Source organism: Ornithinibacillus sp. FSL M8-0202 (genome assembly GCF_037975285.1).
Taxonomy (GTDB): domain Bacteria; phylum Bacillota; class Bacilli; order Bacillales; family Amphibacillaceae; genus Ornithinibacillus; species Ornithinibacillus massiliensis.
The window spans coordinates 730,932-744,301 of sequence record NZ_CP150248.1 but is presented as its reverse complement, the minus strand read 5'-3'; the positions used below and the strand labels follow the sequence as shown (position 1 = coordinate 744,301).

The following is a 13,370-nucleotide window of genomic DNA, read 5'->3' as shown; positions in this document are numbered from 1 at the left end:
AGACACTGCGGTTAATTGGTAGTAGGGAGCACGCTTATGCTTACGCAACTGCTTACAATCGCAGATGTCTATCCTACAGGTTAGTCGAGATATCGTTATGGAAGCAACTATTATTCATTATGGATTTTATATCTATTTCTTTTGTGTTTTTCCTAGCTTTACTTTTGGTAACCATCGATTCATTTTACTACTAGTAAGATGAACATGGTATAAAGACCCAAGACATATTAGTTATTTTGATAGGAAGGGAGAGTAAGATGAAGTTAATTGCACTTGATTTAGATGGTACAACATTAGATTCTAATAAAGAAATAAGTGAAGAAAATCTTCGAGCCATCTTAAAGGCCCAAAGAGAAGGCCATATTATAATGGTGTTATCTGGTAGAGCAATGAATAGAATCAAGCCTGTATTAAAGAAATATGGGTTGAAATGCCATATTGGAGCCAATAATGGTGCTTCTTTATATGTCAATGATGAGTTGATTCACAGGACGGTTTTTAAGCCAGAACAATTTAGGCGTATTTATTTGGAATTGGAAAAAGAAGGTATTCCGTACAATATAACAACTAATAAAGGTGTATTTGCGCCAAGAGACTGGGGAGAACGACTGGAAAAGGTGCTTTCCTCAGGATTGGTACCACAGGAGAATTACGAAAATAGGCACTTTGGTATTTTTACCGTATTACCAACAGTCCATGGGCATAAGTTGTTCGATAATATAGATGACATCATAGAAGAAGATTCGTCGGTACAGAAGTTTATGGTCCTAACTTTAGATCCAATACAGAAAAAGAGATTAGAAGAAACATTAGGATTAATAGATGAAATTCATGTTGCGTCTTCTTCTATCAATATAGATATGATGCATCAGGATGCAAATAAAGGAAACGCACTTAAAATAATGGCAGAGCACTTTAATATCGCGTTAAAAGACACGATCGCTATTGGAGATGAAGGTAATGATATTACGATGTTTAAGGTGGCTGGCTTAGCCGTTGCCATGTCAAATGCTACTGATGAAGTGAAAAGTCATAGTAATGTCGTTACGTTATCTAATGATGAGGATGGAGTTGCTTATGCTATAAATAACTATGTGTTAAATACATAAATCAATGCTACCTTGTCCTTGAAGAAAGCCCTCCTCTTGACCATGAGGTTATGCCATACGTTAGATATCCATAGTGAGGAAATGGAAGGAAAGGCGGATTGGGTGCTACATGTTGTAGGAGAAATGAATAGTCCAAAGTTAATATTAATGAACAAATACGGGCTACAAATAGACAGATAAATGATATACTTACAATTGTCGGCTATTTTCCTTTACATATTATAACTGTAATGGATAGCGTAACCAGTATAAAGAATAGCCTAAAATAATCATACGAGGAGTATACATAATGAAGAGAAATTTTTGGCTAGTGTTGCTAGCGGCTTTATTGTTTATGATTAGTGCATGTTCCGCACAGGATGAAAATCATGAGGATTATCATTCGGCATCGGATGAAAATACCGGTACAGAAAGCAATCCAAGCGATGAATCAGAAAGTGAGGAAGAAGCCTCAACATCGACACCTGACTCGGCAGACGGTGGATTTGATGTAGAAAGTTATTTAAATGAGCATTATGCAATGGAAAACCTACATTATGTAGCAGAAGCATGGGAAGATGCCGAGGTGGACAAGACGAATTATACCGTTAACATTCTTCCTGATACGAAAGAATTTGGGCAAGAAATAGATGCTATTTTTAAAAATGGCTCGCCTAATGTCGATGATGAACGAACAATAGAAATGTTTGCTATGGCGGAGAAGATAATGGATGATATGCCTACGATTGACGAGACGATTCACATTGATTCCGTTAATTGGGTGTCATATGATGGAAGTAATTCGGTTATGTTAATACAAGATTATGAGAATAGTAATGTACAAGAAGGGAATCAGGATAGCGTACTAACGCAATACTCTAGTGAACAAATCGAATATGCTCGGGTTTGGTTGCAGCTTGGACCTAACCAGGATATTGATGGATTGTATGTTAACTATATTCCAGCTGGTACACCGATTAACCCGATTGATGAGACCAGTGCTAGCTATCCAGAAGATGTTATTCAGCTATCGGGTTCTCGCTTAGTGGATGGTTCGGTAACGTATAGTGGTAATGGAGATGGAACGATTAATATATACAATGTTCCTTTACGCTGGGATGGCCAGTACCCTGCAGGTGAGAAATTCTATACCGATATCATCGACAATACAGCATTAGTGTATATTGACCCAGGTAGTGATGAAAAGGTGGCGGAGCTCATCAAGTTGCTACAGGTTAGTGAATAAAAAAAGCTGGAGGATTACTCCTCCAGCACTAAAGCAACAAGCTGATCCCCCTCATCGAGCGTGAGTTTTTCCTTCAACGTAACCAAGACAATGTTGCCATTTTTCTTTTTAATACATAATGGAGTACCTGTAAATGGCAGGTCTTCCTTAAGGACAGTCTTTTTCTCTTCAATAAAGAAATTCTTTAGTTGATAGCCAATATTAACCTTTTTGTTTAATTCGGTAAAGCTTTCTCCCTCGCCAAATAATAGGTTGGCTTTAATAGAAGGTGGGAGCTCTGCCCCTTTGGAATTCTGCCTTTTAGCAGGGAGGGCAAAGATATTTTGGTAGCCAAACTCTGGAATATACGATTGGCAAACGAGTGCATTGTATGCGACATCGCCTGTCATCGCTAGCATCCTATCATACGGAGTCATATCAATATCGAATTCGCTTTGCTCGGATAAAATTTCCCCATGATATGTTTCTATCCCTAATGTTCTTGCTTGGTGTAACCGGGTATTAGACGTATCGGTAATTAATACCGGTGTCCCCATCTCTTTTAAATGAGCGGCTAATGCAATGGAAAAACTGCTAGCCCCAACCATCACGACACCAGTTGATTCATTATTAGCCAAGCCTAGCTTTCTCGCGATTGGACCAATTGAAAATCCATGTGCACAAACCGTGATCAACACTAGTGCTAAGGTTAATGGTGTTAAGATAGTAGCATTGGAATAGCCATCCTCAACCAGTATTCCTGCAAAATAACCTGAAACCGTCAGTGCGACAATCCCTCTCGGTGCAATCCACCCAACTAGTGCTCTTTCTTTTAAGGTCATTTCTGTACCAATGGTGGAAGTCCAAATAGAAAACGGCCTTACGACAAACAACATAACAAGTACAAAGGCAATAATTGGCCATGTGAAGACATCAACTATCGTTTCTCTTGTAAGGGAAGCCGTAAGTAAAATAAACACGGTTGATGTAAGCATGACAGAAATGTTCTCCATGAAATGGGTCACACTACTGATAGAGTGAACATATTTTTTCGTTCTTGCGAGTGTTAATCCCATCACCGTAACAGCCAGCATCCCAGTTTCATGCATAATCGATTCTCCGATGGTAAAGCAAATGAGCACGAAACAAAAGATGATAGGAGACTTTAGGTATTCAGGGAACCAGCCTTTTCCTGCTAGAAAACTTACTACTATTCCAATCACAATCCCCACTACCACCGCTAAAAGGGAGTCAATAAAGAATGGAATAAAATTATGAAAGCTAAACGATTCTAATGATGTAATCTTAATAATCTCATAGGCAAAGAGGGCAAGCAACGGCCCGATTGGATCAACAATAATACCTTCCCACTTTAAGACAGAAGATACCCGTGAGGTTAATTTTGCTTGTCTTAATAAAGGGATAATAACGGTAGGACCTGTTACGACAAACAGGCCACCAATAATAAACGATATTTCTAAACTAAGTCCTGCAATGAAATGAGCAGCTAAGGAGCCACCAATCCAGGCTAACGTAGTACCAAACGTGACGATTCGGAATACCGACTTCGATACCCCCTTTAATTCCCGTACATCTAAGCTTGTACTACCTTCAAATAAAATTAATGCCACTGCAAGCGAGATAATGGGACTATAAAGACTCCCAAGCGCTTCTTGCGGATTAATTAATCCGAATACCGGACCAATTAATAATCCGGCAACAGACATGATGACAATAGATGGCCATTGAATTCTCCAGGCTAACCATTGTGATAAGATACCGAGTGAAATGACAATAACAATACTAATGAGTACAAATTCTGTATGAATATCTAGTCACCTTCTTATGTTATATGTAAATGATTGGAATAAGCGTATTTTATCACTGGCTTGCTTTATTAGCTAATGTAATGTTTTATTTTTTTGCTAACATAGAAAAATGAATACGACTACTAACATCTTATCCCCAAATTCCTTTTCTATTAGGGTGAAAATAGAAAAGGAAACAGGGCAGACGAGTTCTTTCGTTAATTCTTTGCAAATTCACCATCAATTTCAACGGTTTGAAAGATGTTAATAAACGCTTTGTCATCGTGTTGACGAACGATTTCTTTTATTTTCACGGTCTCATAACGGGTCACGACCATCATTAGAATTTGTTTCTTTTCTTCTGTATAACCACCGAATCCCTCCGTAATCGTAATCCCACGATAAACGGATTGCAGTAATTCCTTTCTAATTTGATCTCCTTTTGATGTCACAATCTGCATGGTTAGTTTGATATGACTGGTGTGAATCGCATCGATAACTTTCCCCGTCAAATAAATAGATAAAAGGGTATATAATGCAATGTCCCAGCTGAAGATAGCACCAGATAGCAGGACAATGACACCATTCATTCCGGTAAGGAGTAGCCCTACACTAATATTACTATTACGGGAAATAATAATCGCGATAATGTCCAACCCACCAGAGGTTCCGGAATATTTCAGTATGATACCGACTCCAATTCCACCAATAATTCCTCCAAAGATGGTTGAAAGCAAAATATCATCCGTTATCGCAACTACCGGTAAAATATATAAAAAGAAAGATAGGGACACGACACAAATCAGCGTATTCACGGTAATCCTCTTCCCTAATTTAACATAGCCCAATAAGAGTAACGGTAAATTAAAGATAAAGGTCAGAATTCCGATATCAAGTGGCGTAATGAGTCCAACTAAAATAGCTATACCACTAACGCCACTACTTAAGATACCAAAAGGGACCAGAAAGAAATTAAAGGCAAATGCAACAATAAAGGATCCGATGATGACGATTATATTTTTCATGATGTAACTCTCCCTAGTGTATGTAAATTAGTATCTTTAGTTAAAATTCTGCTGAATCATCTAAATGGGCGTTGTCTGCCTGTGAACTACTAATTTACAGAAATAATCAAGCTGTTTTCTTGCTCGCTGTATGGTTTCCTCATCTACTATTGGTATTTCCCTCTGTTTATTGATTGTTTGATCCAATAGGTAGAGGCCTTTTAAATTATGCGCCTTTAATGTGGCTAATAGTGGCTTCAGTGTATATTCGAGGGCTAAAAGATGGGAAGGACTCCCACCAGTCATAATCGGAAGGACTGGCTTATGCTTCAACACATCCTGTGGCAGAAGATCAATGAATGCTTTTAACACCCCGGAATAAGCTCCCTTATAAACCGGTGACCCAATCAGGATACCGTGGGCATTTTCGATTAATGCTGTCATTTGTTTTATTTTTGGACTGTTTATATTCATGTCAAAAAGATCTTGATAGGCTACATCCTTTACCGACATATGGGTGACTGAAAATTGTCTCTCATGTAATAGGCTCCCGAAATAACGTAATACCTGCTCGGAGCCAGATAATGTAGCAGTACTACCAGAAATTATCACAATCTCACTCATTCCTATTCTCATCCTTTCCTATTTCCTTGCATTGATTCATTAGAAAACGCACATTCGGCCCTTTTCGTGAATGTGTTTTTTCTTAGCATATACTTCCTATCAGCAAAAAAATCCCTTATTCTTCTAATGAGAATAAAGGGATTTTACATTGTTGTATGTAATCTCTTATCTCTCAAGAATAATCTCGTCGGAATTAGCACCTTTCTGACATGCTATATCAGAGGTTGCTGAAGCGTCATCGGGCCTGGTCCCTCGACTTCTCTTGATAAGAAGTAGTGGTATGCAATTATTGTTATATTCTATTCGAACAATTCCTATCAGTCAAGTAGGAATTAATGATTGACAAGGTGGAAAGGGTTACTTTATGATAGAGGAAATAATCAAATAATTTTTGATCTTATCAAGAGAGGTGGAGGGACATGGCCCTTTGAAGCCTCGGCAACAGGTTCTTTCATAAGAATACTGTGCCAATTCCATCAAGCAATTGCTTGGAAGATAGGAGAGTGCATACTTATTTTTAGTAGTTATCTCTTTTCCTATCTAGGGAAGGAGATTTTTTTATGTTTTACAGATAGAACACAAGTGGATGAGGAGGAAGTTTTATGAAGTACGGATTTTGGTTACCGATTTTTGGCGGGTGGTTACGTAATGTCGAGGATGAAAAGATGCCACCAACGTTTGACTATGCAAAGAAAGTAATTCAATCAGCAGAAAAATGGGGCTATGATACTACCTTAATTGCGGAGCTTTACTTGAATGATATTAAAGGCACAGACAAGGATTCCTTAGAGGCATGGTCTCTAGCCGCAGCTTTAGCAGCAGTAACAGAGAAAATCGAGATCATGACAGCGGTTCGTCCCGTGTTTCATAATCCAGCTGTTACAGCAAAAATGGCGGCAAACATCGACCATATTAGTAATGGACGCTTTACCTTAAATGTTGTTTCTGGCTGGTGGGCCGAGGAGGCGAAGCAATATGGTGGTGATTTTACCGCACATGATGAAAGATATGACCGAACAGCAGAGTTTATTGAGATTCTGAAAGGATTATGGACGGAGGAAACCTTCTCCTATCAGGGCCAGTTTTATCAAATAGAGAACACCAAGCTTTCCCCTAAACCTGTCCAACGGCCAAACCCAATTTTATATGCGGGTGGCGAAAGTGAGAAAGGGAAACAAGTCATTTCATCGCTTTGTGATGCGTATGTCATCCATGGACATACGGTGGAGGAAGCACAAGCCAAGATTGCTGATATGAAACAGCGTAGACAAGAAGCAGGACGAGAGCCTTTCCGCACAATTGGGATGGCAGCCTACGTCATCTGTCGTGATACAGAGGAAGAAGCACAGGAAGAATTAAAACGAATCACAACCGTCCATGATCTAAGTGGATATGCAGGATTTAAAGACTTTACATCGAAATCAGAACTGGAACAGCAGATTCAACTACAGGATTATTCCGTATCCAATCGAGGAATTCGTCCAAATCTGATTGGCACACCGGAGCAAATTGCGAAACAAATCATCGCCTTTGAGCAGGTAGGGGTAGACTTACTATTGTTACAATGCTCCCCACAGCTAGAGGAATTAGAGCGATTCTCACAACAGGTAATGCCTAAGGTAGAAGAATTACGCTCCGCATTAACAGATTAGAAGCAGGGGGTTTTTATGATGAGTAAAATTTATGTGATACATGAGAATAGTGAATGGACAGAGCATTTATTCAAGCGATTGGAAGAGTTAGATTTACCCTATGAAGATTGGAATCTAGTACATGGCACGGTGGACCTTACCTCCGTTCCACCTGAAGGAGTTTTTTATAGCCGTATGAGCGCCTCCTCCCATACAAGGGGACATCGCTTTGCTCCAGAATTAACAAGTGCGGTTCTTTCCTGGTTGGAGCATCATGGCAGGGTCGTCATTAATGGAAGTCGTGTCCTTCAGCTAGAAATAAGCAAGGTCCTACAATATTTGGAGCTTGAGAAATTCGGAATTAAGACCCCGAGAACGATTGCCGCAGTTGGAAAAGCTGATATTTTAAAGGCAGCGAAGGCATTTGAAGGGAAGAAATTTATTACCAAGCATAACCGAGCAGGAAAAGGGCTTGGTGTACAACTTTTCACTTCGGTGGAGGCATTAGAGCAATATTTAGATGGGGATAGCTTTGAAGAACCAGTCGATGGCATCACATTGCTTCAAGATTATATCGAGTCCCCGGAATCCTATATCACGCGTTGTGAATTTGTTGGCGGGAAATTTCTCTACGCCGTTCGCGTTGATACGTCAGAAGGTTTTGAACTATGTCCGGCAGACGCATGCACAATAGATGATCTCTTCTGCCCAGTAGGCGAAGAAAGCTCCCAACCAGCAAAATTCCAGATAAGAGAAGGCTTTAACCACCCGATCATCGAAAAATATGAACAACTACTAGCAGCTAATCACATTCATATCGCTGGAATTGAATTTATTGAGGATAAAGATGGCAATATTTTCACCTATGATATTAATACGAATACAAATTATAACAGCGAAGCAGAAGCTAATGGTGGGATATATGGAATGCTTGCGGTTGCAGAGTATTTAGGGAAGGAATTGGCGAAGGTAGTAGAGTAGATTTGTAGAGTGTGTGGGTAGGCTTGGGCTCGTGCGGGTGTAGGTGTATTTCGCGCGAGGTAGTGAATGTGGCGTGAAAGGTGATGGGAGTCGCGCGAAAATGGGAGAAAGTGTCGCGAGTTAAAGGGTTTCTCGCGCGAAAAGGGTAGAAAGTCGCGCGAGAGTAAGTTTGATTGAGAACGGAAAGTAGAGTTCGCGCGGGGAGAAGTAAAAAAAGCGCGGGCCTGTGGTGAAATCGCGCGGGGTAGTGAATGTGGCGCGAAAAGTGATGGGAGTCGCGCGAAAATGGGAGAAAGTGTCGCGAGTTAAAGGGTTTCTCGCGCGAAAAGGGTAGAAAGTCGCGCGAGAGTAAGTTTGATTGAGAACGGAAAGTAGAGTTCGCGCGGGGAGAAGTAAAAAAAGCGCGAGCCTGTGGAGAAATCGCGCGGGGTAGTGAATGTGGCGCGAAATAGGATAAGGTTCGCGCGAAAAGGGAAGAAAGTGCCGCGAGTTTAAGTGATTCCCGCGCGAAAAGGAATGAATCTCGCGCGAAGTAGTAGTAAAACTTCGCGCGATTTCTTTCCATGTATAAATGAATTAAAATGCTGCGGTCCATCCACCATCTGCGGTGATGACTGTACCATTTACAAAGCTAGATTCGTCGGATGCTAGGAATAATGCAACTTGTGCTACTTCTTCAGGTTTTCCAATGCGTGGGATAACACCTTGGACTGGTTTGGTGCGCTCCATTCCAAATGGGTTAATGTTTTTCATGGATGCAGAAATGTTGGTTTCCACTGCACCTGGAGCTATTGCATTACAGCGGATGCCTTTTTGTGCATACATGTAGCCGGTATTTTTAGTAAGACCAATTACCGCGTGTTTAGAGGCTCCGTATGTTGCACCAGCATGGGCACCATTCATGCCACCTGTTGAAGCGGTGTTGATGATGTTGCCTTTTCCTTTTTCCAAGAAAATAGGAATGGCTTTGCGCATGGCACGCATAACACCCTTCGTATTAATGTCGAAAATTAAATCCCAACGCTCGTCCAAAATATCGCCAACAGGTTCAAAGCCATCCATAATACCAGCATTGTTAACTAAAATGTCTAATGTTCCAAATTCATTTACTGCTGTGTCAATCATGTTATCGATGTCTTCTTGTTTTGCGACGTTTACTTGAATAGCCTTCGCTACTCCACTGTTTTCTTTGATACCGCTTACAACCACTTCCGCACCGTCCAGGTTTAGATCGGCAACAATCACTTTAGCACCTTCACTAGCATAAAGCTCTGCAATAGCCTTCCCCATTCCAGATGCTGCACCAGTTACAACGGCAACTTTGTCTTTTAATTTCATGTAATCTCCTCCTATACTTGTCAAAAATAATGAACATGTGTACAGTAAAATTATACGACAGCTCTTCGTGATTAACAAACAACGAAAAGTCGGAAAAACGTTGATTAGTCAACACTTTAGGAAGCATATGTTGATTTTAGGGGTGAAAAAATTTGAAACATGATTTAAGAGTGATCAAAACGCAGGAAAGTTTACGCCATGCTTTGTTGGAATTATTGAAAAAGAAGCCTTTAGAGGATATTTCGGTAGCGGAGTTATGCCGCTTAGCACAGATTAATCGTGGGACATTCTATTCGCATTACAAGGATGTACATGAAGTATTTAAGCGCTATTTAGAAGTGATTGTGGATGATTTTAGACGGGCTTACGAGGAACCGTATCTTAAAACAAGTTTTAAGATAGAAAAAATGAGTGCAGACATGATCCAAATTTTCCATCATGTGAAAAAATATCAATCCTTCTATCAAATTGTCTTTGACCGACAGATTCCGATGATGTATTATTATTTGCTTTTTGATACGGTTCGTTCGTTTATACAAGAATCACTTGAGCAGTCCAAGCTAGTACCGGATAGTACAGTACATATCGATTATTTAATTAGCTACCAGTCCAATGCCATCCTCGGATTGTTAATGGAATGGCATCGACAGGATTACCAATCATCCGCTGAAGAATTAAATGAACAATTAATCATGATTCTCTCGCTTAATAGCCCGTTTCGAGCAGGGCGGGGTTAGGATATATTTGTTTTTAAAAATTCCATATCTTCTTTGGTCAAGGGCTGTTGGTTAATGGTTAGGGAGCTTGGCTTGGTGATGTATCCATTCTCTAAATCTTTTTCTGGTAGGTAGCTCGGAATGGGGTAATCGACCAGGTTTCCGGCAATATCATAAAAAAGATAGCCCTCTTTTTCGTCGTAAAGAAATGAGTTAATTTTCATATTTGGTGTTATAAATAAGGTCATTTTCTCCTCATCATTCCAAATCATCTTGATGAGGACTTTTTTCTTTAGTTTCTTTTCTACTAATGCTTTCCATGTGGTTAATGAGATTTCCATTGTTGTTCCTCCGAGTTATTGATGTGTTTTAGTTTACCACGAATGAGGTAATTATTCTCTTCTCATACTATAGATGGATGTCTTATTACGGTCATAAGGAAGATGAACTGATGGAAGAATTTAAGTTAACCGCGGAGGATGGGCTAGAATTATCTGTAGCGTTGTTTGAGGCAGTTAGTCTGCGGGAGTATGAGCCTGCTTCGGGAGAATATGTGGCCGTGTGGGGAGAGGATGAGCCCGAAGTGAGAGAAGATGCGCCCGTGCGGGGAGAGGATGAGCCCGAAGTGGAAGAAGATGCGCCCGTTCTGAGAGAAGATGCGCCCATCTGGCGAGAGGATGAGCCCAAAGTGAGAGAAGATGCGCCCGTCCTGGGAGAGAATGAGCCCAAAGCGGAAGGAGATGCACCTGCCCTCCGGATACATACGCCCAAAGTAAAAGAAGATGCGCCCGCCCCGCAAGAACATACTAAGAAATCAAAAGCAATAGTTCAAATCATTCATGGTGCGAACGAGCATAAGGAACGGTATTATGATTTTGCTAACTATTTGGCTAGGCATGGGCTAACTGTCATTATTTCCGATACACGGGGGCATGGTTATTCTGTTAGTAAGGATTATCCATTAGGGTATATGAATGGTGTGGAAGAGATTGTGGCAGACCAGCTTCTTATTACGCGCTATGTGAAAGAGCGGTTTCCTAATCAGGATGTTTATTTAGTTGGTCATTCCCTTGGGTCTATCTTTGCTAGATGTTATCTGCAGGAGCATGATCATGAGATAAAGAAGCTAGTATTAAGTGGAACCGCTAATTATGTACCAGGGGTTAGCCTTGCTCTTATGATTGGTAGCGTGCTTTCGTTTTTCTCTGGTAAGCATGGCTATAGTAAAATCCTCCGTGATATGGGTGGCAATAGCGAGGACAATTCCTGGCTTAGTTATAATGAGGAAAATATCGAGAATTATCTTCTTGATCCTTTGTGTAATTATGAATATCAAAACAGTGCCACCTTAACGGTATTTAGCGCAGATCGTGAGCTACATCGCTTTCACAAATATCAATGCAGGAATCCGGAGCTGAAGATTCTTAGTATCGTTGGGGCTGAGGATCCGATTACAGGTGGAGCGAAAGGGTTGATGGATTCTTTAGGTTCTTTGCGAAAAGTGGGGTATAAGCATATTACGAGTAAGGTGTATCCGAGGATGAAGCATGAGGTGTTGAACGAGGTGGAGAATGCGGTTGTTTATCGGGATGTGCTGGAATTTTTATTGGAGTGAATATTCTTAATGCCGTTATAGGGCTGTCAGTTTTCTATGCTAATGTAGTCGCTACAAGCAATCTAAGTTGGCCATTTTGATGTATGATGAAAAAAGAAGTAAGCGCGATTCATTGAACTTGGGGCGGTTACTTCTTTTATATTGGATATGGAATTTTCCGTAAAAGCTAGACAAAATGGAACATCTAGGATTCGGAATTATCTTTTCCTCGCTTCTTCTCGATAAAAACCCAGCATAGTAGAATACCCAAAATAATAGGACTACTAGTGTTGCGAAATATTTTTGACCTATAGGAAGATAAATTCCCAATAGAACAGCAATGATGAGAAAGGGTGGTAAAAGTATTCCGTATTTTTTCCAGTGCATATGATGTTCACTCCTTTATCATCATATTTTACCACGAATAAACAGATTATTCTTTCATTATCCTGAGAACTTTTCTCTAAAATAAGCCGCAGCCTGTATCATCTTAGCCCCATACCAAAACATCTCCCCGTCGACAATGACTGGTTGTACATCGGGTAACATCGCTTGAAATTCTGTTATATGTTTTTCCCGGAATGGGTATGGTTCGGTGGCTAATAAGATGAAATCAAGCTCTGCTTGGCGAAAATCTTCTTCTGTGACTGCTGGATATCTGCCTTCCAGCGCTGTGAAGGGGTTAGTAAAGCCCATTTCCGTAAGTAACGATTGAATGTATGTGTCTTTTCCCACGACCATGTACGGCCTTTGCCAAATGACATAGGCTGCGCGTTTGCCCTTTACATTTGGTAGATGTGAGATTTCACGTTGAATTCCTTCTACTAGATTGGTAGATTCCGCCTCTCGCTCGGTTAATCTTCCCACATCAGCAATCATCCGATAAACATCTGCAATGCTTTTCACTTCAAAGACGAAGACAGGGTAAAACTGCTCAAGCGTCTCGACAATCTCCTTCGTATTCTCTTCTTTTTCCGCGATAATAAGATCAGGCTTTAAATCATGAATGCGGTCAAACTTAATTTCCTTTGTTCCCCCAATGTTTATTGCTTGTTGGACTTTGTCCTTTGGATGAATGCAGAATCGTGTGCGTCCAACGATTTTATCCTCCAGTCCTAGGTGGTACATCGTTTCGGTGATGGCTGGGACTAGGGAGATGATTCGTTTTGGTGGGTGGGGTAATGGAACTGTTCTTCCAATATGGTCTTTTATCGTCAGCATAGTGAACCTCCTATTTATAATAATATAAACTTTAAGTCTAGCAAGTATAATTTATTCTAAAGATAACGATTACTTCAACCGGAAGGGAGAGCATCTTGGTTATAATCCCAAATTTCATTGATTTTATGGCTAATTAACAA

12 protein-coding genes, 1 pseudogene and 2 riboswitches are annotated in these 13,370 nt (G+C 40.4%); of the genes and pseudogenes, 7 read left to right on the top strand and 6 right to left on the bottom strand.

Features of this window, described 5'->3' with window-relative positions; genetic code table 11:
• The first annotated feature begins 257 nt into the window (after positions 1–257).
• The 3 genes and pseudogenes from MKY78_RS03775 to MKY78_RS03765 all read left to right on the top strand — a co-directional run.
• Positions 258–1,109 (top strand): Cof-type HAD-IIB family hydrolase, encoded by an 852-nt coding sequence (locus MKY78_RS03775; RefSeq protein WP_339216339.1) that lies wholly within the window; start codon positions 258–260, stop codon positions 1,107–1,109.
• A 36-nt stretch (positions 1,110–1,145) separates the two neighbouring features.
• Positions 1,146–1,289: a hypothetical protein gene (locus tag MKY78_RS03770; RefSeq protein ID WP_339216337.1), complete on the top strand. Its 144-nt coding sequence runs from the start codon at positions 1,146–1,148 to the stop codon at positions 1,287–1,289.
• Between the two features lie 646 nt (positions 1,290–1,935).
• Positions 1,936–2,334 (top strand): annotated as a pseudogene (locus tag MKY78_RS03765) (hypothetical protein); the annotation flags it as partial.
• Between the two features lie 14 nt (positions 2,335–2,348).
• Here MKY78_RS03765 and MKY78_RS03760 read toward each other — a convergent pair.
• The 3 genes from MKY78_RS03760 to ssuE all read right to left on the bottom strand — a co-directional run bounded on the left by MKY78_RS03760 (position 2,349) and on the right by ssuE (position 5,749).
• Entirely contained in the window at positions 2,349–4,142 is a 1,794-nt protein-coding gene (locus MKY78_RS03760) for a sodium:proton antiporter (RefSeq protein ID WP_339217813.1), read from the bottom strand.
• Positions 4,143–4,339: 197 nt separating this feature from the next.
• Positions 4,340–5,146: a YitT family protein gene (locus tag MKY78_RS03755; protein ID WP_211741897.1), complete on the bottom strand. Its 807-nt coding sequence runs from the start codon at positions 5,144–5,146 to the stop codon at positions 4,340–4,342.
• Positions 5,147–5,206: 60 nt separating this feature from the next.
• Entirely contained in the window at positions 5,207–5,749 is a 543-nt protein-coding gene (ssuE, locus tag MKY78_RS03750) for an NADPH-dependent FMN reductase (protein WP_339216333.1), read from the bottom strand.
• A gap of 162 nt (positions 5,750–5,911) precedes the next feature.
• Positions 5,912–6,021: riboswitch (SAM riboswitch) on the bottom strand.
• Positions 6,022–6,143: 122 nt separating this feature from the next.
• Positions 6,144–6,251, top strand: a riboswitch (SAM riboswitch).
• A 100-nt stretch (positions 6,252–6,351) separates the two neighbouring features.
• Here ssuE and MKY78_RS03745 point away from each other — a divergent pair.
• Both MKY78_RS03745 and MKY78_RS03740 read left to right on the top strand, forming a co-directional pair.
• Positions 6,352–7,401, top strand: a complete 1,050-nt coding sequence (locus MKY78_RS03745) for an LLM class flavin-dependent oxidoreductase (protein ID WP_339216331.1) — start codon at positions 6,352–6,354, stop codon at positions 7,399–7,401.
• 18 nt (positions 7,402–7,419) lie between these two features.
• Positions 7,420–8,361: an alpha-L-glutamate ligase gene (locus tag MKY78_RS03740; RefSeq protein ID WP_339216329.1), complete on the top strand. Its 942-nt coding sequence runs from the start codon at positions 7,420–7,422 to the stop codon at positions 8,359–8,361.
• 576 nt (positions 8,362–8,937) lie between these two features.
• Here the strand turns inward: MKY78_RS03740 and MKY78_RS03735 are convergent.
• Positions 8,938–9,699, bottom strand: coding sequence for an SDR family oxidoreductase (locus MKY78_RS03735; protein WP_339217811.1), 762 nt, complete (start codon positions 9,697–9,699; stop codon positions 8,938–8,940).
• A gap of 152 nt (positions 9,700–9,851) precedes the next feature.
• Here MKY78_RS03735 and MKY78_RS03730 point away from each other — a divergent pair, with 152 nt between their 5' ends.
• Positions 9,852–10,436 carry a TetR-like C-terminal domain-containing protein gene (locus MKY78_RS03730; RefSeq protein ID WP_339216327.1) on the top strand — a complete coding sequence of 195 codons (585 nt, stop codon included), beginning with the start codon at positions 9,852–9,854 and terminating at the stop codon, positions 10,434–10,436.
• Here the strand turns inward: MKY78_RS03730 and MKY78_RS03725 are convergent.
• On the bottom strand, positions 10,433–10,756 hold the full coding sequence (locus tag MKY78_RS03725; protein WP_186869147.1) for a hypothetical protein: 324 nt from the start codon (positions 10,754–10,756) through the stop codon (positions 10,433–10,435). The genes MKY78_RS03730 and MKY78_RS03725 overlap by 4 nt on opposite strands.
• Positions 10,757–10,833: 77 nt before the next feature.
• Here MKY78_RS03725 and MKY78_RS03720 point away from each other — a divergent pair, with 77 nt between their 5' ends.
• A complete protein-coding gene (locus MKY78_RS03720) occupies positions 10,834–12,030 on the top strand; it encodes an alpha/beta fold hydrolase (protein WP_339216324.1) in 1,197 nt (398 codons plus the stop codon).
• A 423-nt stretch (positions 12,031–12,453) separates the two neighbouring features.
• Here MKY78_RS03720 and MKY78_RS03715 read toward each other — a convergent pair whose 3' ends face one another.
• Positions 12,454–13,230, bottom strand: coding sequence for a helical backbone metal receptor (locus MKY78_RS03715; protein ID WP_339216322.1), 777 nt, complete (start codon positions 13,228–13,230; stop codon positions 12,454–12,456).
• Between the last annotated feature and the right edge of the window lie 140 nt (positions 13,231–13,370).

Excerpts from the sequence above, each read along its gene's own strand:
- MKY78_RS03775 (WP_339216339.1), top strand. The coding sequence starts at position 258 with ATGAAGTTAATTGCACTTGATTTAGATGGTACAACATTAGATTCTAAT.
- MKY78_RS03755 (WP_211741897.1), bottom strand. The coding sequence starts at position 5,146 with ATGAAAAATATAATCGTCATCATCGGATCCTTTATTGTTGCATTTGCC.
- ssuE (WP_339216333.1), bottom strand. The coding sequence starts at position 5,749 with ATGAGTGAGATTGTGATAATTTCTGGTAGTACTGCTACATTATCTGGC.
- MKY78_RS03745 (WP_339216331.1), top strand. The coding sequence starts at position 6,352 with ATGAAGTACGGATTTTGGTTACCGATTTTTGGCGGGTGGTTACGTAAT.
- MKY78_RS03740 (WP_339216329.1), top strand. The coding sequence starts at position 7,420 with ATGAGTAAAATTTATGTGATACATGAGAATAGTGAATGGACAGAGCAT.
- MKY78_RS03735 (WP_339217811.1), bottom strand. The coding sequence starts at position 9,699 with ATGAAATTAAAAGACAAAGTTGCCGTTGTAACTGGTGCAGCATCTGGA.
- MKY78_RS03725 (WP_186869147.1), bottom strand. The coding sequence starts at position 10,756 with ATGGAAATCTCATTAACCACATGGAAAGCATTAGTAGAAAAGAAACTA.
- MKY78_RS03720 (WP_339216324.1), top strand. The coding sequence starts at position 10,834 with ATGTCTTATTACGGTCATAAGGAAGATGAACTGATGGAAGAATTTAAG.
- MKY78_RS03715 (WP_339216322.1), bottom strand. The coding sequence starts at position 13,230 with ATGCTGACGATAAAAGACCATATTGGAAGAACAGTTCCATTACCCCAC.